Below are 19,857 nucleotides of genomic sequence, written 5' to 3'. Positions count from 1 at the left end.
ATGACAGAAAAGAATCAGCAAGAAAAGATGGCTGCAGAACGTCAGGTGGAACTGTTCACCAAGGCGTTCGGGAAAGCCAAGGAAGATAATGGCATTTGGCTGGACAACAACGGCCGCAAGGCTCCTGGACTCTATCAGAAGCATTTGCAGGTATCAGCCTTCAATGCCATCATCTTAGGAATGCACGCCGCTCAAAACGGCTACAAGACCAACCAATATACGCTTTTTTCGGAAGCGAAGAAACGTGGCGAGTCTGTTCAATCAAAAGAGAAAGGAGTACCATTCCTCTGGTACAACTGGAACGAGTATGTCAACAAGCACAACCCTGAAGACAAAATCAGCCGTGCAGACTACCAGGCTCTCCCTTCAGACAAGCAAGCTGACTACAAAGGCATCAGAAGCCGTGAAGTAAGAGCCTTGTTCAATATCGAGCAGACTACCCTACCCATGGTTGACAAGACCGCCTTTGAAGCTACTGTCCAGAAATACGGCAGGTTGAACGACCGAAAGGATATTGAGTCTGCCTCCACTGCCATTCGCAAAGGCGTAGAAGAGCTTCTGGAGAAGGTACGTGAGAACATGGTCGAAATCCGCGGTGACTCTACAGGTGTGGCACATTACGACAGCAAGAAAGACATTGTCTTCCTGCCCAAAGCATCTTCATACGAACACTATGAGGATTATGCCCGTGATGCAGTATCGCTACTTGTTACAGCCACTGGGCATGGGCAGCGACTGGCTCGTGAAGGTATGGTAACGAAGAACGGAAAGGTCTCTGCAGAGGATGCCATGAAGCAGGAGCATCTGGTCACAGAGGTTGCCACAGCCGTAAAGCTCCAGGAACTGGGGATCTCAGCCAAGCTCTCCCCGGAAAGCATGGCTATGACCGATTATTGGTCAAGAGAACTGAAAGAGAACCCTTGTCTCATTGATATACTGGAGAGGGATGTCAACAATGCCGTGGATATGCTCCACAAGGCAGAACGTGGCGAAAAGGTTGAATTGAACAGCAAGACTGCCAGAAACCAGGCAGATGCCATCAAGAGCATCCTTCCAAAGCACTACTATGTGGCTGACGAGATCAAGACCCTTCCCAACAAGTCCACCAAGGAGTTTGTCCTCGTAAAGGACGCAGAGGGTAAGATGGCTGACGTAGTCCTTCCGGAAGGTGCATCCTTAGGTATGGATAACGACATCCCTGGCATGAAGAAAGGACGTATCGAGCATGCCCTACAGAAGGAAGGATATGAAACTGTCACCTTCTACAATGTTGATGGTTCCATGGGCTACCGTCCTGACGACAGTTTCTTTGACGGCAAGGCAGTTTCTGTAGCCAGACTCAACAACTGGAGTCTGGAGACCATCACCCTGCTCGATGTTTCAGATGCTGTGAAACGCTCTGGAGCCGTGGACTTCGACAAGATCCTGATGCTGCGTGACGATGAGGGCAAGTGGGCTCTCTATCTGAAGCCTGAGAATGAAAAGGCTTTCAGCGTATATCCAGACAAGGCCGATGTAAACCTGTTCTTCACCACAGTAAAGCAAGGCGACGAGGAGCTTTCAGACACTATGCGTCAGGACATGGCACAGAAATACTACATGGAAGCTTCCAATAAGCCGGAAATGAAGGTTGACCTCTTCAAGAGCAACGTTCCTGCCGAAGAGGTGGACAAAATCCAACGTGTCAACATCTTCAAGACCAAAGAGACGGACAATCAGCCGAGTGTCATCCTCTGTATGCCTACAGTGAATGGTGAAAAGCTCAAACCTCGTGAGATCTCACCATCCCAGTGGCAACGTATGTGGCTCGCCGAGAACATGCAGGATTACAAAAAACACCTTGCTGCCAGTCTTTTTGCCGATGTATTGCGCAAAGACCGGACCGATGCGGTAGCTGTAGGCACTGAAAAATCGGAGCAGGAAGCCCAGAGCAATGAGGTAAAGCAGAACACCGCTCAGCAAGAGGAAGACAAGGCTACGGAGGAACAGAAAGAGGAAACTCCAGAAAAGAAAGAGCAGAAGCAGAAGGAAGAAAAGGCAAAGGAAGAGAAGACAAAGGCTGAGACAAAGGCTGCCGTTGTAGCAATGACTCCGATGTTAAAGCAATTCTACGAGCTAAAAGGCAAACATCCTGATGCTGTGTTACTTTTCCGTTGTGGTGACTTCTACGAGACCTATAGCCAGGATGCAGAGAAAGCTTCAAAAATCCTGGGCATCACACTCACCAAGAGTTCCCATACCAAGGATGCTGACGGCAAGCCTCTGGCCATGGCTGGTTTCCCATATCATGCTCTCGACACCTATCTGCCGAAACTCATCCGTGCAGGAGAACGGGTTGCCATCTGCGACCAGTTGGAAGCCCCCAAACGTGCCACTGAGGAAATTTCTCCCTCCAAGGTAGAGAGTCCTCAGCAGGAACAGAACAATTCTTCAGGAATACACAGATAATATGTAATCATCATGTCAAGGAATCAAGAATATGTAGAACAATATGCAGAGTATGCCATGGAGCAGATGCGACGATATGGCATACCTGCTTCTGTCACCCTTGCACAAGGCATCTGCGAGAGTGCAAGCGGACAGAGCGAGTTATCCCGAAAGGGAAACAATCATTTCGGCATCAAGGCTACTTCCGGTTGGGTTCAGAACGGTGGCAAGTACCTCGTATATACCGATGACCGTCCCAACGAGAAGTTCTGTCAATATGCTTCTGTTGGCGACTCATACGAACATCATTCTCAGTTTCTGAAAGGAAACAAGAGATACAGCTCGCTCTTCAAGCTATCCCCTGATGACTACAAGGGATGGACAAACGGACTGCAGAACTCCGGCTATGCCTCCAACAAGAAGTACGCTTCAAGTCTTCAGAGCATCATCGAGAAGAACAACCTGCAGAAGTATGACCAGATGGTCATGAAGGAGATGAAAGCGCAAGGAAAATCATTCGGTACCGAAACCAATCCTCGTCAGCAAGGAGAACAAAGCAGCCAGAAAACGAGTGTTTCAAAGCCTGCGGAGAGCGAAAAGTATTCCTATCCCTTGAAGAGAAACGAGTTTATACTCGTCACATCACCCTTCGGAATGAGGAAAGATCCGCTCAATCCGGCCAATACGCAAATGCACAAGGGCATCGACATTCAAGCCAGGCATGACAATGTACTGGCTACGGAAGATAAGGGTAAGGTCACTCGGGTCAACAACAATCCGAATACTGCAGGTGGACTGTCTGTAACTGTAGAATACAACAGAAATGACGGCAGCAAGTATCAATGTACCTACATGCACCTGAGTAGCATTGCCGTCAAGGCTGGAGATAACGTCAATGCCGGTCAGCGATTGGGCGTGACTGGCAATACGGGAACCAGAACCACTGGTGAGCATCTGCATTTTGGAGTGAAAAGCATCTCTGCAGATGGCAAGGCACGGGATATAGACCCTGCTGCGTATCTTGCTGAAATCTCTCAAAAGGGAAATATCCAGCTGCAGACTCTCCACAACGGCAAGGACATCACCGCTCAGTATAAGGTTAGCAATCCTGCCTCGCAAGGCGAAGTGCAAGATATGGCACAAAGTCCGGAAGCCTGGATGAGGAAGCTTCTGTCATCTGAGGACAGCGGAGTAAAAATGCCAGGCGAAGACCCTGTCATTGAGATGGCTATGACCATGTTCACCTCTCTCATGGCACTTGCCCTGCAGATAGACAACAAGAGCGAAGAAGAGAAAATGCAGACTGTGACCGACTCGGTTGTCAGCAAGAGCATCGACCTCTCCTCGCTCCTTCCCTCTTATAAAGCCTGCTCCGTGAACATTCAGGATGGCAAGCCTTATCTCCATGTAAATAACGGAACCGTCCAGTTTACAAGAGAAATGACCCAGACAGAAATGACAAAGCTCCAGCAGACGCTCGGCAATGCCAATCTGAGCGATGAAGACAAGCGAAGAGGTGTTGCCTCTATCATACAGGCTGCAACCGTATCTCAGCAGATGTCACAGAACTACCAGAAAGGCGTTGACAATCAGCAGGACAAACAGGAATCTGTTCAAATCAAATAATGAAGTAAAACAATAAGCCAAGTTTATTATGATTAAATGTAATGTAACCGTATGCGGCACTGTATGTCGCCAGGCACAGATGCGTGCCAACAAGGAAGGTAAGCAGTTTATTTCTTTCGGAATCAGCGTTGTGGTTCAAGCCAAGACCGGTATCAACAAGACTGTAGAAATCAGCGTGGCCAAGGATGGTGACAACCAGGCTGAACTGGTCAACTATCCTGTAGGTTCCCGTATCGAGGTGGCAGGAGTTCTCCAATTCCATAAGAAAGGCGATGCGCTTTACCTCAATCTCTCGGCTTCGGGAGTGAATACCTTTAATGCAGGAAGCCAGGACGCAATCACCGGCACCATCGAGTTCAGAGGAACCATCGGCAAGCAGGTTGAGGTGAAGACCGACAAGAAGGGCAAGCCTTATACCCTATTCTCTGCCTACAGCAGCGAGAAGGATGGTGACAACTATGCCTACACCTGGATTCGTTTCATGCAGTTTGACACCACAAAGGCAGACTGGGTACAGGCTAAGGCCGGCATCAATGCCAAGGGTGATTTGCAGGTAGGAGCCTACAACGACCGCCTCGACCTCACTTGCCGTGTCACAGAGCTTACTCCATGGGAGAAGAAAGCAGCATCCACCAACCAATAATGAATGAGTATGGCTGATTACAAGAAATATAATTCTGATGGCCGTAGCAGTGAAGACCGGGCTTTGGACAAGTTTGCCGAGATGATGATTGAGAAGATCAACACCTTGCAGAACGATTGGAAGAAGCCTTGGTTCACTGAAGGTTCCCTGACATGGCCGAAGAACCTGTCAGGGCGTGAGTATAACGGTATGAATGCCCTGATGCTCATCATGCACTGTGAGAAGCAGGGATATAAGTTGCCTGTGTTCTGCACCTTCGACAGAGTGGCCGGTCTGAACTTCAATAAGGACAAGCAAGGAAGAAGACAGCAGGTTAAGGACAACAACGGCGAAGCTTTGCCTCAGGTGACAATCCTCAAAGGCGAGAAGAGTTTCCCAGTTTTCATCACGACTTTCACCGTTGTGAACAAAGAGACAAGGGAGAAGATCAAATACGATGACTACCGTCTGATGTCCGAAGAGCAACGCAAGGAGTATAACGTATATCCTAAACTGCAGGTTTACAATGTGTTTAATGTGGCGCAGACCAACTTGCAGGAGGCTCGTCCGGAACTCTACAAGAAGCTGGAGGCAGCTGCAGGAGTGAACAGACCTTTGAATCAGGGTGATGACTTCTCCTTCCCTGCCATGGATAAGATGATCAAGGAAAACGGATGGATCTGTCCTATCAAGCCTGTATATGGCGACAATGCCTACTACAGCATTTCGAAGAATGAGATTGTCATTCCAGAGAAACGCCAGTTCAAGGATGGAGAGTCCTTCTACACCAATCTCGGGCATGAGATGGCTCATTCTACGGGCTCAGAGAACCATTTGGGCAGATTGAAGCCTGCATCTTTCGGAAGCGCAGAATACGCCCGTGAGGAACTTGTTGCCGAACTAAGTGCCGCTCTGGTAGCACAGCGTTTCGGTATGACCAAGCACTTGAAGGAAGACAGTGCCAGTTATCTGAAAAACTGGTTGGACAGTTTGAAGGAATCGCCCGAGTTTATCAAGACTACGCTTACCGATGTAAAGAAGGCTTCTCACATGATCAACCAGCATATTGATGCTATGCAGCTGAAAATAGACCAGGAGCAAAGTCAAGAGGCAGAGCAGAAGCAAGAGAAAGCTCCAACGATGTATTACGCATCAGTGGCGTATCTCCAGACTACCGATGCTACTGACCGTCTCGACAAGTTCAAAAATGACGGCAACTACGATGCACTCCTTACTGAGGCTAAAGAATACGACCAAGGTGATGCTCCTGACCTCTCCAAAATCAATCTCTCACCAACTAAATACCGTGGCGATGATCTCCTTGTTGAGGATGAGCATTATGCTGTAGTATATAATCCGACTGTTGGAGGCACATACGATGTGATGCGCAAGGTAAGCGCAGAGGAAATCAAGGATAACATCATCCGCTATGGTCTCCCAGAAGATGCAACGGACGACGTAAAGGAAGTTGCCAAACTAATGGAAAAAGAAGAGGTTGTTGCTCAGGAAGAAGAGCAACATTACCATCGAGGACGATAATTCATCCGATTCAATTAAAGACAGTCACTATATTGGCTGTCTTTTTTATGCAATAAATACTTTCATGGTCATTTTGAGTGCAAGCGTAAAGTTTCATAATGAAAATTAAATCGTCGGTCATGACCGACGATTTAAGTGATCAATACATTTCTTTGAATCAAAAGACTCAGATTCTCCATGACTCACATACCCAAGCTGATTCGAAACACATTGAGTATTTTCTATTATCCTGTCTATGTTACGATGAGAATGACCATAAATCCAATAGTCTATCCGGCTATAAGCAATGAAGTTCCCCAGCTCTGCTGTGAAAGCACCGTTTATCGGACTTCCCTTAAAATCCGGAGACACCAGTTGAAATGATGGAACATGATGCGTTGCCACAACAATATGCTTTGCCTGGCTCTCACTAACAGCCTTTTCGATGAAAGCGCGGCACTTAGCATGCTCTTGATTAAACCGTTCACTGTTTATCACAACGTCACAATCCTTAATACGGTAGAAATCATTTACTCTGCGCTCTGTTGAAAAAGCATCCTGCGGCTCTATATATCCCCATAGTGTAGAAACGATGAGGTCTGTATCATCCGAAAGATGTATTACTGCATTATAATAGCATTTGATATTGTGCCGAATTTCCATGCACCATCCATCATGGAGTTGCCCCAAGTCATAACCCAAATAAAACTCATGATTACCTGGTATTACTATTACTTGCTTGAAATTCTCTGAAGCCCAATCCCAGAATGGATGTTTGACAAAGCCTTCATCACCTAAATAGCCAGTATCCCCAGCCAACACCAGGATGTCAGCAACAGACTGAAGAGGATGAGTCTCCAAATACAGGGTATTCTCCATGAATTCCAAATGTAAATCTGAAGCATATTGTATCTTAACCATGACTACAACATTGATTTCTTAAGTTGTTCTATAATCTGCAGGCTTGTCACATTGCCAAGACCTGCTGACTTGATGAAATCGGCATTAGGCAAATCCTGCATGATAGCATCACAAAAGCACGAGGCACCTGAGCATACAAATCCTCATGAATTTCGCATGCCGTACCACCTATTATAACATAATTGTCCTCAAAACCTTTGAAGAGCTCCTTGAATGTATCTATTCCTCTTACCATGACATTTCATTTATCAATCGTTCCAACTCTATTTGTATTCGCTCATCTTCATTGTCTTTCAATGACAGATAAAGCGAGAGCTTATCAACTACTCCTTCTGTACTTAACATTTTGGGGTTATACTTCCAAACTTGGATTTCATTTTCTCCGAACTGCTTGTCGGTTGCGACGGCCAAAATTTTCAGTTCTTTCTTTGTAACAGCCCAACACTGCCTTGATTCTTCATTAAGCATCGTGTAGGAAGCCAGTGCATTCACCCCACTTATCTGTTGTCTTTCAAGTATAGCATCCGTATAGTAAAGCTGCTCTATCGGAGAAACCAACATTGGCAATGCTTTATTCCAAAGTTCCCTATTGCTTATATCAATTTGCACCGTCTTGGTCTTTACTCCTTCCAACTTAATCAGATCTTTGGAGACAAGCCAGCGCAATGATTTGTTTGCGGTCGCATAAGAAACGCCAAACTTATCGCTCAGTCCATAACCTGTTGCCCCAACAATGGATTCAATCTGTAAATGATAAAGCAACATACATTGGGCAAAGGGAGGAATGGTTTCTTTCAAATCCAAGCCAACCTTTCTGTCAGGTTTGATGTCAAGCAAAAGAGATGGCAGGAACATTTGCCTATTGGGGATAACAAAGTTAACTTTTTGTGCCACCAATCTTACCTTATTATAAGATGAAATGCATGGAGTGATTAATACGACGAAGAGCTGTGTCTGTCGATGTATAATATCCAATTGTTTCTTCAACTGGGCAGGTGGCACAGAGTCACCATCCTTTAGGTAAGCCATCAAAATGTGCTGCCCCAAAATACATCCTTTATAAAAAGAGAACCTGGAAGAAACATTCATAGGGATTCCTTCCAACAAATCTTTATCTGCTGGTTCCAAAGCTACCTTTTCGCCCAACATATTGCCGAAATATGCAGCTGTTTCATCTATATAATATTTAATATTGCACATAATATCGCCACTAATATTACGTGCAAAAGTAATGATTATATTCTGAATATCAAAACTTTCTATTGAACAAATAAGATTTTTTAAGATAATTAGGGAGTTTACTCATCACGAGCAAACTCCCCATGGTGTATGAGAGAAGAATTTTAGTGCTTTTACTCAAAAGCTACATTCAGTATATATTATGTATATATGTGTACATGTATTCACGTATTCATGAACACACGTTTCAGCCTATTTCAGCAAGACAACGGTTGTGAAGCGGTTTGCCTCATTCGCCGTATATTTGTCGATTCCGCCTAAGTTGTAGGCTTTGATCTGGCTCTTATCTACACCTCGCTTGATGAGTGCCTTGGCTATGAACTTGGCACGTCGCTTACCCAAATCCTGGTTGCCGGACTGAGTACCTGTAGCACTATCGGCTGCACCGGATATTTTTATCTTCAAGTTTTCCTGCTTGGCCATCTTCGCTATGTCTTCGAGGTTCACGAGCTGAGACTTGGCAACCAATTTATCAGTGTTGAGTTTGAAGAAGAAATACACCGGAACACCAATGCTTACTTTCATGTGGTCAGAAGAGGAAAGGGAATCTGAGCGGTAACCCTCAGCATTACCTGCCATGTTGCCATCACCGCTGCCCATTGCACCCTGCTTGCTGTTGCCATTCATCGAGAGTCGGGCACGGAGGGAGTTGAGACCACTGTAGCTGTTTTTCGGATAGACGGTCTTGCTATCGTCATTTCCTGCAAGTCGCTTTTCCAGATGAGCATTCCGATCTCTCATGTAGGCAATGTAATCCTGGAGGGCGAGATTCTGCTCAATGTAAGGTGTTGCATCCACTACTCGCTTCCACCCCGTCTTGCCTATCGTGAAGGACAGACCGGCTGATACGGAAATCATGTTGTCGCCAAACTTGGTTGAAGTTCCGATGCCGTCGAAGTTCCTAGCGGTCAGCATTCCACTCACCTCTCCTACGAGATGAACACGGTCGCTGATGCGGTAACGGGCTTCCACGCCATAGGTGAAAGCAAACGGATGACTGCCACTCGAACCGCCCTGGCAGATACAGTTATTGATCCAGTCGGAATTATGAATCATGCCGACACCTACGAAGGGAATCACATCCCAAAGAGGGATTCCGCTTTCGTTCTGACGGATGCCAGAGGTGATGTTGTACAGAAAGTCTGCATGGACAAACTGATACTTCATCATATGGAACTCTGCGTTCTTGAAGCTGAGTCCCTGAAATCCTATTCGTCCACCGATTGCGGGCGTGAACCATTTGCCGACTCCTATCTGCAAGAGAGGAGTGACACGGTCGAACACGTCACCGCAACCAATGGGCGTCCCAAGAAAAGCTGAAGCCCCGCCCTTTGCTTCTATAAACCAATTTCTACCCCAGTTGGCTGCTTCGCTTACATTCTTGAGATATGTAGGATTAACAGGCATGAGCATCTGCTCCTGACTGTACGATTTCTGGATATAAAGACTGTCAGAACTCTGTCTGGCAGTTTGTGCCGAAGCTGTCATTGCAGCCAGACACATCATTGTTATTGATAATATTTTCTTTCTCATGTTGTTGTCTTTGATGATTGATTACTTGCGTAAACAAATGAGCATGGTGTTACATTTTCTTTCTTCTTCTGGCGGACGGAGTGCACATCTTGCGTGCCATTGCCAGGCATCTTCTTGCCCACTCCCTATCGTCTTCATCCGGTCGCTTGCCCCATCCTGAGTCTGGGCTGCCGCCTCCACCTCCATGCGTCTGTGCGATGGTCGTGGCATCATCCACGAAACCGCACACGAGGTTCAAGGCTACCTTGACAACATGGTTGCCGTCTTCAGCCAACTGACAGAGAAGCGTGCCGTCGAAGTCGAGTTTCACGCTGTCAGGTAGATTCGGGAAGCGAATGGCAAACTCATGTGCCATGGTGTCGAGCATCACTCCGTTGAGATGGTAGCTCATGTTGTGCGCCCAGGAGAGTTCAGACTGGTTGGCTTTGTCTTCCAGTTCACCGGCCTGCTTCTCTACCTCTTCCTTGTCCTTGCGGAGGGTGTCAAGCAACTGGTTAGTCTCTGAAAGTTTCTTCTCCTTGTCTGCCAGTTTATCTTCCACCATTGCCTTCTGCTGTTCAAGGCTCTGGATCTTACGGGCGATGTCGGCACTGATGTTGTCGCTGTTGGCTTGCAAGGCTCTCAGCGGTTTGAGTTCTGCTTCGAGGCGATCGATTTCAGCCTTCAGATTCTCAATCATAGAGGTGAATGATTTCTGCTTCTTCTGGGCAATGGAGAGTTCCACGTTCAGATCTTCGAGGGCTTTCTGAGTATTCAGCATCTGGGCTTCGAGCGTCACGCACTCGTTGGCAAGCCATCGTCGATACTCTTCCGTTGAACGGTGACGTGCTCCAGTCTCTGCTATCGACACCCCTCTCGTGAGTCCCCATTTCTCATTGACCTTGGCCAGTTCGTCGTGCAGGGCAAGAAGATAGTTCTTGTAATCTATGCGGTTCTGACCATGGAAGATTTTCTTGAAGGCGAACTTCTTATCCTTGTCTATCGGCAGAAGCGCACAGTGGACGTGCGGATTTTTTTCATCGCAGTGGACGATGAATGAGACGATGTTTTCCTCTCCATATTTATCTGCCACAAAGCGGTAGATATCCTGTGCCCAATTTTCTATTTCTGGCATTCGCCGGATATGCTCGTTGCCACCCTTGCTTTCAAAATCTACCTCTTGATTACCAAAGGCAAGCTCTCGCATACGTTCCGTTGAACCGCCGAAGATGAAATTCACCACGGTTCGGAAACGTGGTTCTGCCAGTCCTTCGTTGGGGTCTTTGATGCCACGTGAAGCGAGATTTTCTGCCATGCGTCTGGTAAGCGGACGGCTCTTGTCTATCGGGGCGACAATGCCACCTGGACGGATCTCAAAGTTGAGATGCTCACGGCTACGGTCGTAGTTGCCTTCACGCATGGCCTGGTTCCATCCCTTCTCCGTCCAGTCTCTCAACTCCTCGTTGCCTACCGAAGCGAGACCTTTGGTAACCTTGATGTCCATGACCTGTTTTGATGATGTTCCCATATCGTATTTCTTTGCTAATGCCCTTACTCCAGGAGCCTTTTTCAGTCTAGGCAACACCAGGAAATCTGACCCAGCTTGCTGTTTATCTGGTCAGCCCTCCCGACTACTTCAGTAGGTCGGGGTATTAGGCTTCCCAAGACTGAAAAAAAGTGGCACGTGCAAGCACGCTGCCTCACGTTGCTTGAAATCATTCAGCGATGTGCTAACGGGCGTCCTGATCGCCATCAGCGTGCCTCGCATGGAATAAGGGGGATATGACTATTGTTTTTAATCGTCGGAAGACTCCGCAGGTGCTACCTTTCCGGATGGCTCCCTGGCCTCAATAAGAGGACGAGGGGGATTCACATAGTAGTGGGATGCGGAGCCGGAGATGTAGTGCTCGAAGATGCAATCCAGGAGTACTATCTCCGCTTTCGAATATCGGGTGACTACTTCGTCCATATAACTCGGCTTGGTGTTGCCACTGATGGCTTTAGCCAGAATGCCAAGAGAATCTATTACTTTGTGCCAGTCCCAGACATGGTCTTTTCCGAAGAGCAGGCTCACGGAATCGGAAAGTTCCTCGGACAATTCTTTCTCCTGATTGAGATAGCGAAGGATGGAAGCTGCCAGTGAATCGAACACCTGGGCTTGCTGGTTGAGTACACGTCTGGCAGGAATGCCGCCATATCCTTCCTGCTTGGCCATGTTCATCTTCAAGTCGTAATAACGGCTGTAGGAATCGGCCACTTCCTTGGCGGTGGATCTGCCCTTGATGAAGCGGATGAACTGCATGGCACAGAAGTCGAGGATGTCGTCCGGACTCTCGATAAGAAGAGACAGACGTTGCTCCAGGTTGACAGAGAAGATAAAGCTCTTGGAGTATGGCTCTACGGAAAGCTGACCAAGTTTGGTGAGTCCGGAGATAAACTGGCGAACCGTGGCACGCTGCCATTGCCACTGACGGGCAAGTTCGGAAATGGTGGCAACAAACTGACCGGGTAACAGCTGGAGGGCTCCATCGGTTCCCAGAGACTGATAGGCTCCTGAGGATGCTTTCGAAAGCAGGTCGCAGTAGGCTTCCAGCTTGCTGTAACGTTCCTCTGCTTTCGGCTTCAGAAACTCCAGCAACGAACGGTCAACACCTCGGCATCTGTCTGCTTCGGGTGTCTGTTGATTGGGATGATGAGTCATTTGAGTCATTTTTGATTTTGGAATGTTGAGCAAGTGGATATGATTCTGTGCCAGTTGCAGGTGGCATCTAATAGTAATTTCTGATAATCAGCGCGAGCAGATCCTTCGGGTTGTTGATGGCCTCAGGATGGCTCTTCAGCAGAAGAACTCTTTCAGATGGATAGAAGACTGCTGCCACGCTGACGGTAAAGAGGAACAGGAACATGCTGTTCATATAAGGTAAGGCGTAGCAAACCATCGAGAGCAGCAAGGTGGCGAACCACAGTCTTTTCCTCTCATGCAATAAATGGAACGTGCTTTCTGCGATTTTCCTGTTAAGAAGCACCAGAGTCAGGAGTGTTGACTCTACGACAGAGAGATTGGGAGCCGTGACATGGCAACACCAGTTGACGAAGATAAGCATCAGCACAACCAGGTAAGCATAGAGATTTCTTGCACTCTGAAACATGGCCATCTTCCACATAAACCGCTTCATGAATCCATATTCCTTCCTGTAAAGACAGAAAAACGCTGTCAGCAAGAGGAACGGAAAGGCAAACCGGATGAGGGTTAATATCTGTATCATAATTTTTTTTTTACTTGTTATTACCTTTGTCGAGTGATTCGAGTCGCTCGGCAATTCTGTTGTTTAACTGGATGTTGTAACTGGGCGACATCTGGTCTATGGTAGGGTCTTTCGTCAGTTCTTCATCAGCTTCGATGAGAAGACGGAGATAGAGATCCACATTGAAATTGTGGTCTGACTTCTCTGTAGGCATGGCTTCAGGCGATTTGCCATGAGGCTTTATCGGGAGCATCGTATCAGGGTCGATGTCATCTGGCAGTTGGTAAGCCGTCTGTATGCTTCGCATCACGAAGATGCAGAAGACTATCATCAGTCCGACAATCGCCTTGGCCATGATGTTTAAATCAAAGAGCATCAGAACAAGCACCATTACCAGGATGGCTATTATATAGAATGTATATACTTTTCGTTTAGTACTCATAATCGCTTAATTCAAGTTTGATGATTCCGAAGGATGCTTTCTCTATAATGTATTCGACATCACGCCGGGTGAGAGTGCCCTTCTCTACTCTACCCTTGGCGCTCGGATCTTTTCTACAAAGAGCTGCCAGACCCTGGTTCAAGTCGTATTCATTGATTTTCCAGGTTCGCTTTTTTCTGAAAGAGTAATGATCTCTGTAACTCTGGAGCGAAAGTCCCTTGTAAAACAAGGGCTTCAACACCCCATCCTGCAGGATTCTCATCTCTACCAGCAGTTCCGTATCTTTAACTATTATCCATGTTCTGTATCTTTGTATGATGTCTGCAATCAGGTAATACGTCTGTTTGTTCATCTAGAGACCGCAGTTGAAATCATTCATGATCTGTACGTGTTCTCGCTTAGCCCGAAACGTGCCGCGACGCTCGTGCAGCCGGAGGTCTTCAAAAAGATCTGCCGACATGAGTTCGATGGAATTATAAATCGTCACATTCAACTCGTGGATGAGTCCATCGGCAGAAGTCTTGCAGTTGATCTTGAACATCCTTTCGGTGACCGGATAGCAGTAGGCGCAGCATTCATGTCCGAACACCGTATGGACTGATGGCTCCAGATGGTAGAGAATGGCAAGATCGGCATTCATTTCGAACATATCAATCACCTTATCTATAGGTTGTGGAATATGCACTTCGTAGGGAAGAATGGCATAATCTTCGTATGCCTTTATCTCGCCAATCCAATAATTGTCAATCAGCTCTGGCAACAGCATGGGGCCGGATGCCTTGAATTTGTAGATAGCTTCCTGTAACATGATAATGAAAGATTAGAGGGTTGATATGTAAAGACGCATCAGCTGGGCTGGAATCTTGTTGGACACTTCCTTGTTGACAAGGTGCTTGCCTTCAAGTCTCGTGATGATGGCAGGATAATCCTTGGCGATGTCCGTCATCAGCTGAGCCTGCTCCGGGGTGAGCATGGCAATGGCCAGCGCATCCATCGAGAGATAAGGCTGCAATATCATCCAGAGATAGGCATTGGCTTGAATGGCATCTCTGATTTTTCCTCGCTTCAAAGCGTCACGGCAAACCTGGGCGTTGAGAATCAGACGGCGGTCTGTTCGCATCGACATGAGGACGAGTGTCTCAGAAGCTGGCAACTTATTCCTGGAAGCGGATTTGTAGATGGCAGAAGAGATGTCTGCCGTATGGTTGGTGATTTCCGTCATTCCAATGGATGAGCATTCGTCGATATGGGCGAGGAACGTGCGGAAATGGCAGTCTTCCTCATGCAGGAACGCCACGAGTTCCTTTCTTGACTTGATGCCATGCGACTTAGTGCTCAGCAGGAACTTGGAGTAGTTGGCCAAGGCTCTGTGAACTTCCAGGTCATAGACAGCCGATTGATCCAAGGTGGCGAAGAACTTGATGGCATTTTCCTTCAGAGAGCCGAGTTCCTTGTTATCCTTATATAAAGAGGTGTGGAGCTTCACATAAGCCACATCACTCAAAGTACAGTTGCCGGTCATCCCCAGCAGTTCTGTGCGGATGGAGTCTGAAATCAGATCATACTTCATGGAAAGCCCACTGTGCGCATTGAACGAAGGATCCTTCCTGATGTAGTTCAAGACGGTGTCTCCATACTCGTGCCACTGGTTGATGAAGTCTGCAAGATGCTCTGCATCAGAGTCTGAATGCCCTTTCATAGTTTGAAAGAAAGCCTGGTATTGTTTCAACGCATCTTCAGAAGACTTGAAATCATATTGACGACTTCCACAGCATGAGGTGATCATGAGTAAGGCACATAAAAAAAGCAAGTGAAAGAATAAACTCTGCTGAGTTGTTTTTCTTTCACTTGCTTTACTTTCTTTCATTTGGTTTTTGAGACCTGTTGCTGAAGAGTTACCGAGGCAACCGACAAAACTGTTCAACTGTACTGTATTCCTATTATCCATTGGCATGTAATTGAAAATTTTGCGTGCAAAGATACAGATAAAATTCCACATTAACGACACTACAATCAGACTTTATGTTATTTTATGTTTCATACTCTTTGCAGTATGATTCTTGTAGGAGTGCTCCTAATTTATAAATTAGGTTAAATCAAGTCTGCTGCACCAACAAAACCAGGCAGTATGAATCCATTTCTGAATATAATTTGTATCTTTGCAGAAGAATCGTGCCTGAGCAGGTGTTATCCTGCCGTAAAAAGGCGCATAACTATCAAGATATCAGTCAATAAAACATTTTGATATGGCAAAAGTAGGCTACATCATGGCTACATCCCAGTATGACAAACTGGAAGAAGACCGCAAATGGATGAACGAGTTCGGTTGTGTAAGAATCATCGAAGAAAGTGATGATAACGAACGCCACAGACCGCTGTGGAAACAGCTGATGGCAGCATTGCAAAGAGGCGATGAACTCGTGATTCCGAAATTTTCCAACGCCTTGCGTGGCAGTCGTGAACTGGCAATATTCCTGGAATTCTGCCGGGTCAAGGTCATTCGCATCATCAGCATCCACGACCGGATTGACTCCAGCAACATCCTGTTTCCGGAAACCAAGCCATCAGACGTATTGGTAATGATGGGTTCCCTGCCCGACGAAGTCCTTGCACTCAGGAAATCTGCAGAGCATGTAATCAAGCTGCAGGAAAAGATGATTGTGTCTCTGCCTCCTGTTTCTGCCAGCAAGATGCAGAAGCTCGACAGAGAGAAGACTGTAGTGAACCTCTATGTTGCCGGACATCCGATAGATGAAATCTGGAGAGCCAGCGGATTCAGAAGCAGAAGCTCCGTATTCCGCATTCTCAACAAGCACGGAATCAAACTGAATAAAGGCAATCACTCCGGACCTATCAAGAAAAGAGACGCAAAGTAAACAAGACAAGACATTGAAGATTAGAGCATGAAGAAGATATTATTCCTACACGGATTCTTCGCTACGGGCAGCTGTCCGATGGCGAGAGCCTTGAAAGAGGCGTTTGAGGGGACGGCGGTGGTGCTGACTCCCGACCTCCCTTTGCACTCCAAGGAGGCACTGAAGGAGATTCGCTCCATCATCGACCGGGAGCAGCCCGACTTGCTTCTGGGCAACAGCTGCGGCTCTTTCCTCGCCCAGATGCTGGCTCCGGTGGTGGGCATCCCTGCCCTGCTCGGCAATCCGTATTTCATGATGACGGAGTTTCTGAAGGAGCGAATCGGCGAGCATGAATACAAGGCACCGAGAAGGGACGGCAATCAGCGGCTGGTGATTGACGAGGCGCTGATTGAGGAGTTTGCGGAACTGGAAGCCGTGCAGTTCGACCATTGCAACCCCTATTATAAGAATCGTGTGTGGGGACTTTTTGGTGAGCAGGACACCCTGGCTCACTTCTCCCCTCTCTTCCTGCACCATTACAACCAAGCCTTCCATTTCCCTGGCGGTCATACGCCTACAGAGCAGGAGGTGAAGACCTGGTACGCTCCCCTTGCCCAGAAAATGCTGATGGAGTTTTCAGCAAAGGAAGAAAGATATTTCCAGCACTTCAAGGGCGGCAAATACAAGTTCATCCATTCTGCCTTCGACTCCGAGACTCAGGAGCGCATGGTGGTTTATCAGGCTCTCTATGGAGACCAAGCCTATTGGGTTAGACCGGAAGATATGTTCTTCGGGAAAGTTACGAGGGACGGCAGAACTTTTAATCGTTTCACGGAAATAGAAAGATAATTATGGAGACATTCAATGACGTAATCAATAGTGACCAGCTTGTTCTGGTCGATTTCTTTGCTACATGGTGCCAACCTTGCAAGGCGATGCATCCCATTCTGGAGCAGGTAAAGAGTGTATTGGGCGACCGCATCCGAATCATCAAGGTGGATGTGGACAAGTACGGCGTAACAGCAAGCCAATACCGCATCCAATCCGTGCCTACGCTCATGCTCTTCCGGAACGGAGAAGTATTGTGGCGCACAAGCGGTGTGGTAGATAAAGCCGAACTGCTGGCTACGCTTGATCCATTCTTGACATAAAAAGATGAAAAGAATAAAGGAAGAACAGCGAGTTGTGGAGCAGATGATACGTTTGTACTGCAGAAAGAAGGAGGGCAACAAGGAATTATGTCCTGGGTGCCAAGAGTTGCTACAGTACGCTACTGCAAGACTGGAACGCTGTAAGTTTGGCGAAAACAAGCCTACTTGCAAGAAGTGTCCCATCCACTGCTATCGCCCTCAGATGAAAGAACGAATGTGCAAAGTGATGCGCTGGGCTGGGCCGAGAATGATTTTATATCACCCGGTTGCCGCCATCAAGCATGTCATGAGAGAATTGTAACAATAGAAAAATGAGCATGAAACAGATAGAAACTCTCGTCTTTGATTACGGAGGTGTCATCGTGAACATCGATGATGTGGCTGTTGTAAAAGCCATGGAGAGCCTGGGCGTTACGGCGTTCAAGCGACTTATCCATGTCCGAAAGATCAAGAGACTGATGCACCAATATATCAATGGTATGGTGGCGGAAGCTGAGACTTTGAAAGAGATGCTGAGCCTTTGCCGTAAAGGAACCACAACCGGGGATATTGAGAAAGTCCTGGAAGAGCTGTGTGGCAATCTGCCCGTGGAAAGACTGGAGGCATTGGTCAAGCTTCGGAAGCAATACAAGGTCTATCTGCTCAGCAACATCAACGATACGCTTTGGCAGAAATCAGTTAGTCAGATGAATCAGCTGGGATATTCCACAGACGAGCTGTTTGATGAAGTGTTCCTCTCATACGCCATGCGAAAGGAAAAGCCATCCGTCGAAATCTATGAAGAGATGACGCAACAGACTGGATTGAATCCTGCCACCACTCTCTATTTCGATGACCGTGCTGAGAATGCCGAAGCAGGTAAGCGTTTTGGCTTTCAGAGCGTACTGGTAAAGACCAATCATCTGGAAGAACATCAGGAATGGCAAGAAATTAACAAGAATATAAAAGAATAATCTTATGCGCATAATAGGAAACTTACTTTGGTGGCTCTTCGGAGGTCTCGAAGCTGCCATCGGTTATTTCACCGGAAGTCTGGCTCTTGCATGTACTGTCATCGGCATTCCCTTTGCGATACAGACATTCAAGATTGGCTTGCTCTGCCTATGGCCTTTTGGTTCTACGGTAAGAGAATCGAATAGTCCAACTGGTTGCATTCGCATTCCGCTGAATTTACTCTGGCTGATATTCGGAGGATTGTGGGCTTGCCTCATGCATCTGTTCTTCGGCTTTCTCTTATGTATAACGATCATCGGCATTCCTTGGGGAAAACAGCATTTCAAGATGGCCGGGCTTTCGCTCGCACCATTCCGAAAGGATGTGGAGTTGGGATTTTAAAGAGATAAGAAAACGCAGTTGAAGAGTATTAACACATTACATAGTTACCTCGCCTACTATCTCCTGGGCATCAATGCAGTTACATTCATCGTGTACGGCATTGACAAATACAAGGCGAAGAAAGCCAAGTGGCGCATTTCCGAAGCCACGCTTTTGTTACTGGCTGTACTTGGAGGAAGCATCGGGGCATGGATGGGAATGAAAGTCTGGCACCATAAGACGATGCACAAGAATTTCAAATACGGCATTCCTGCTATTCTGCTGATACAGATTGCGCTGATGACGTATTTACACATGAATAGATAACAAAAAAAAGAATGAAGCATATGAAAAGTTTTGCACCAAAGCCGTGGTTTGCACCACAGCCTGTGCTGATTATCGGCACATATAATAAGGATGGAGTTGCCAACGCAATGAACGCTGCCTGGGCAGGACAGTGGGACATGAAGGAGATTATGATCTCGATGGGAAATCACGTCACCACAGACAACCTGAAGCTTGGCGGCGAGTTTACCGTTGCCTTCGCTACCAAGAAAACCATGGTGGCTTCTGATTTCGTGGGCATTGTTTCTGCCAAGAACGACCCGAAGAAGATGGAGAAGACTGGATGGAGCATCGAGAAGGCGACTATGGTCAACGCTCCTGTGTTCACCGATTTCCCGATGACCCTGGAGTGCCGCATCAAGGAGAAGTATGACGAAAGCGAAACCGGCTATTATCTCGTTGCCGAAATCGTCAATATTCTTGTGGATGAAAAGTATCTGGCAGAAGACGGAAATCCAGACATGGAGAAGATGGAACTGATTGTCTTCGCCCCTATTCATCACGGCTATATCCAACTGGGCGAGAAAGTCGGAAACGCTTTCTCCGACGGCAAGGCTTTGAAAGAATAGTCAAAAACAGAACAGGAAAGCAAACAAAAGTTCGTTTTCTATTCCAGTTTTTACTATTTTTACACCATAAT

The 19,857-nt window shown here is 47.0% G+C and carries 23 protein-coding genes; 12 read left to right on the top strand and 11 right to left on the bottom strand.

Annotation, left to right across the window (positions count from 1 at the left end; genetic code table 11):
* From KUA49_RS09180 to KUA49_RS09165, 4 genes are read left to right on the top strand one after another with little or no spacing between them, the layout of a single operon-like run.
* Entirely contained in the window at nucleotides 1-2,448 is a 2,448-nt protein-coding gene (locus KUA49_RS09180) for a zincin-like metallopeptidase domain-containing protein (protein ID WP_218412874.1), read from the top strand.
* Between the two features lie 12 nt (nucleotides 2,449-2,460).
* The gene (locus tag KUA49_RS09175) at nucleotides 2,461-4,053 is read left to right on the top strand and encodes a glucosaminidase domain-containing protein (RefSeq protein ID WP_218412875.1); all 1,593 of its coding nucleotides are present in this window, start codon (nucleotides 2,461-2,463) and stop codon (nucleotides 4,051-4,053) included.
* Between the two features lie 28 nt (nucleotides 4,054-4,081).
* Nucleotides 4,082-4,696, top strand: coding sequence for a hypothetical protein (locus tag KUA49_RS09170; protein ID WP_218412876.1), 615 nt, complete (start codon nucleotides 4,082-4,084; stop codon nucleotides 4,694-4,696).
* Between the two features lie 9 nt (nucleotides 4,697-4,705).
* On the top strand, nucleotides 4,706-6,214 hold the full coding sequence (locus tag KUA49_RS09165) for a zincin-like metallopeptidase domain-containing protein (RefSeq protein WP_218412877.1): 1,509 nt from the start codon (nucleotides 4,706-4,708) through the stop codon (nucleotides 6,212-6,214).
* A gap of 117 nt (nucleotides 6,215-6,331) precedes the next feature.
* Here the strand turns inward: KUA49_RS09165 and KUA49_RS09160 are convergent, their stop codons facing one another.
* From KUA49_RS09160 to KUA49_RS09110, 11 genes are all read right to left on the bottom strand, one after another.
* Nucleotides 6,332-7,114: a metallophosphoesterase gene (locus KUA49_RS09160; protein ID WP_218412878.1), complete on the bottom strand. Its 783-nt coding sequence runs from the start codon at nucleotides 7,112-7,114 to the stop codon at nucleotides 6,332-6,334.
* 46 nt (nucleotides 7,115-7,160) lie between these two features.
* Complete coding sequence (locus tag KUA49_RS09155) at nucleotides 7,161-7,349, bottom strand: hypothetical protein (protein WP_318331600.1); 189 nt, start codon at nucleotides 7,347-7,349, stop codon at nucleotides 7,161-7,163.
* A complete protein-coding gene (locus tag KUA49_RS09150; RefSeq protein ID WP_218412879.1) occupies nucleotides 7,343-8,314 on the bottom strand; it encodes a hypothetical protein in 972 nt (323 codons plus the stop codon). Before KUA49_RS09150 ends, KUA49_RS09155 begins: the two co-directional genes overlap by 7 nt.
* A gap of 231 nt (nucleotides 8,315-8,545) precedes the next feature.
* Entirely contained in the window at nucleotides 8,546-9,886 is a 1,341-nt protein-coding gene (locus KUA49_RS09145; protein ID WP_218412880.1) for an OmpA family protein, read from the bottom strand.
* Nucleotides 9,887-9,935: 49 nt separating this feature from the next.
* A complete protein-coding gene (gene mobV / locus KUA49_RS09140; RefSeq protein ID WP_218412881.1) occupies nucleotides 9,936-11,393 on the bottom strand; it encodes a MobV family relaxase in 1,458 nt (485 codons plus the stop codon).
* A gap of 267 nt (nucleotides 11,394-11,660) precedes the next feature.
* Nucleotides 11,661-12,575, bottom strand: coding sequence for a hypothetical protein (locus tag KUA49_RS09135; RefSeq protein ID WP_218412882.1), 915 nt, complete (start codon nucleotides 12,573-12,575; stop codon nucleotides 11,661-11,663).
* A gap of 58 nt (nucleotides 12,576-12,633) precedes the next feature.
* Nucleotides 12,634-13,131, bottom strand: a complete 498-nt coding sequence (locus KUA49_RS09130) for a hypothetical protein (protein ID WP_218412883.1) — start codon at nucleotides 13,129-13,131, stop codon at nucleotides 12,634-12,636.
* A gap of 10 nt (nucleotides 13,132-13,141) precedes the next feature.
* Nucleotides 13,142-13,552 (bottom strand): hypothetical protein, encoded by a 411-nt coding sequence (locus tag KUA49_RS09125; RefSeq protein ID WP_218412884.1) that lies wholly within the window; start codon nucleotides 13,550-13,552, stop codon nucleotides 13,142-13,144.
* Nucleotides 13,542-13,904, bottom strand: coding sequence for a hypothetical protein (locus KUA49_RS09120; protein ID WP_118141107.1), 363 nt, complete (start codon nucleotides 13,902-13,904; stop codon nucleotides 13,542-13,544). Before KUA49_RS09120 ends, KUA49_RS09125 begins: the two co-directional genes overlap by 11 nt.
* Nucleotides 13,905-14,360: a hypothetical protein gene (locus tag KUA49_RS09115; protein WP_094880475.1), complete on the bottom strand. Its 456-nt coding sequence runs from the start codon at nucleotides 14,358-14,360 to the stop codon at nucleotides 13,905-13,907.
* A 12-nt stretch (nucleotides 14,361-14,372) separates the two neighbouring features.
* Nucleotides 14,373-15,251: a hypothetical protein gene (locus tag KUA49_RS09110; RefSeq protein ID WP_256624857.1), complete on the bottom strand. Its 879-nt coding sequence runs from the start codon at nucleotides 15,249-15,251 to the stop codon at nucleotides 14,373-14,375.
* 547 nt (nucleotides 15,252-15,798) lie between these two features.
* Between KUA49_RS09110 and KUA49_RS09105 the strand changes: the two genes are divergently transcribed.
* From KUA49_RS09105 to KUA49_RS09070, 8 genes are read left to right on the top strand one after another with little or no spacing between them, the layout of a single operon-like run.
* Nucleotides 15,799-16,428 (top strand): recombinase family protein, encoded by a 630-nt coding sequence (locus KUA49_RS09105; RefSeq protein ID WP_218412886.1) that lies wholly within the window; start codon nucleotides 15,799-15,801, stop codon nucleotides 16,426-16,428.
* 27 nt (nucleotides 16,429-16,455) lie between these two features.
* Nucleotides 16,456-17,256: a YqiA/YcfP family alpha/beta fold hydrolase gene (locus KUA49_RS09100; protein WP_218412887.1), complete on the top strand. Its 801-nt coding sequence runs from the start codon at nucleotides 16,456-16,458 to the stop codon at nucleotides 17,254-17,256.
* Between the two features lie 2 nt (nucleotides 17,257-17,258).
* A complete protein-coding gene (gene trxA, locus KUA49_RS09095; RefSeq protein WP_218412888.1) occupies nucleotides 17,259-17,558 on the top strand; it encodes a thioredoxin in 300 nt (99 codons plus the stop codon).
* A gap of 4 nt (nucleotides 17,559-17,562) precedes the next feature.
* Nucleotides 17,563-17,859, top strand: a complete 297-nt coding sequence (locus tag KUA49_RS09090; protein ID WP_118086277.1) for a nitrous oxide-stimulated promoter family protein — start codon at nucleotides 17,563-17,565, stop codon at nucleotides 17,857-17,859.
* Between the two features lie 16 nt (nucleotides 17,860-17,875).
* Nucleotides 17,876-18,511 carry an HAD-IA family hydrolase gene (locus tag KUA49_RS09085; RefSeq protein ID WP_181985976.1) on the top strand — a complete coding sequence of 212 codons (636 nt, stop codon included), beginning with the start codon at nucleotides 17,876-17,878 and terminating at the stop codon, nucleotides 18,509-18,511.
* 4 nt (nucleotides 18,512-18,515) lie between these two features.
* Entirely contained in the window at nucleotides 18,516-18,893 is a 378-nt protein-coding gene (locus tag KUA49_RS09080) for a YccF domain-containing protein (protein WP_218412889.1), read from the top strand.
* A gap of 18 nt (nucleotides 18,894-18,911) precedes the next feature.
* Nucleotides 18,912-19,199: a DUF1294 domain-containing protein gene (locus KUA49_RS09075; RefSeq protein WP_218412890.1), complete on the top strand. Its 288-nt coding sequence runs from the start codon at nucleotides 18,912-18,914 to the stop codon at nucleotides 19,197-19,199.
* A gap of 20 nt (nucleotides 19,200-19,219) precedes the next feature.
* Complete coding sequence (locus KUA49_RS09070; protein WP_218412892.1) at nucleotides 19,220-19,786, top strand: flavin reductase family protein; 567 nt, start codon at nucleotides 19,220-19,222, stop codon at nucleotides 19,784-19,786.
* Nucleotides 19,787-19,857 lie beyond the last annotated feature (71 nt).

Origin of the sequence: Segatella copri (assembly GCF_019249655.2) — a bacterium.
GTDB lineage: Bacteria > Bacteroidota > Bacteroidia > Bacteroidales > Bacteroidaceae > Prevotella.
This window is presented reverse-complemented; position numbering and strand designations above follow the sequence as displayed.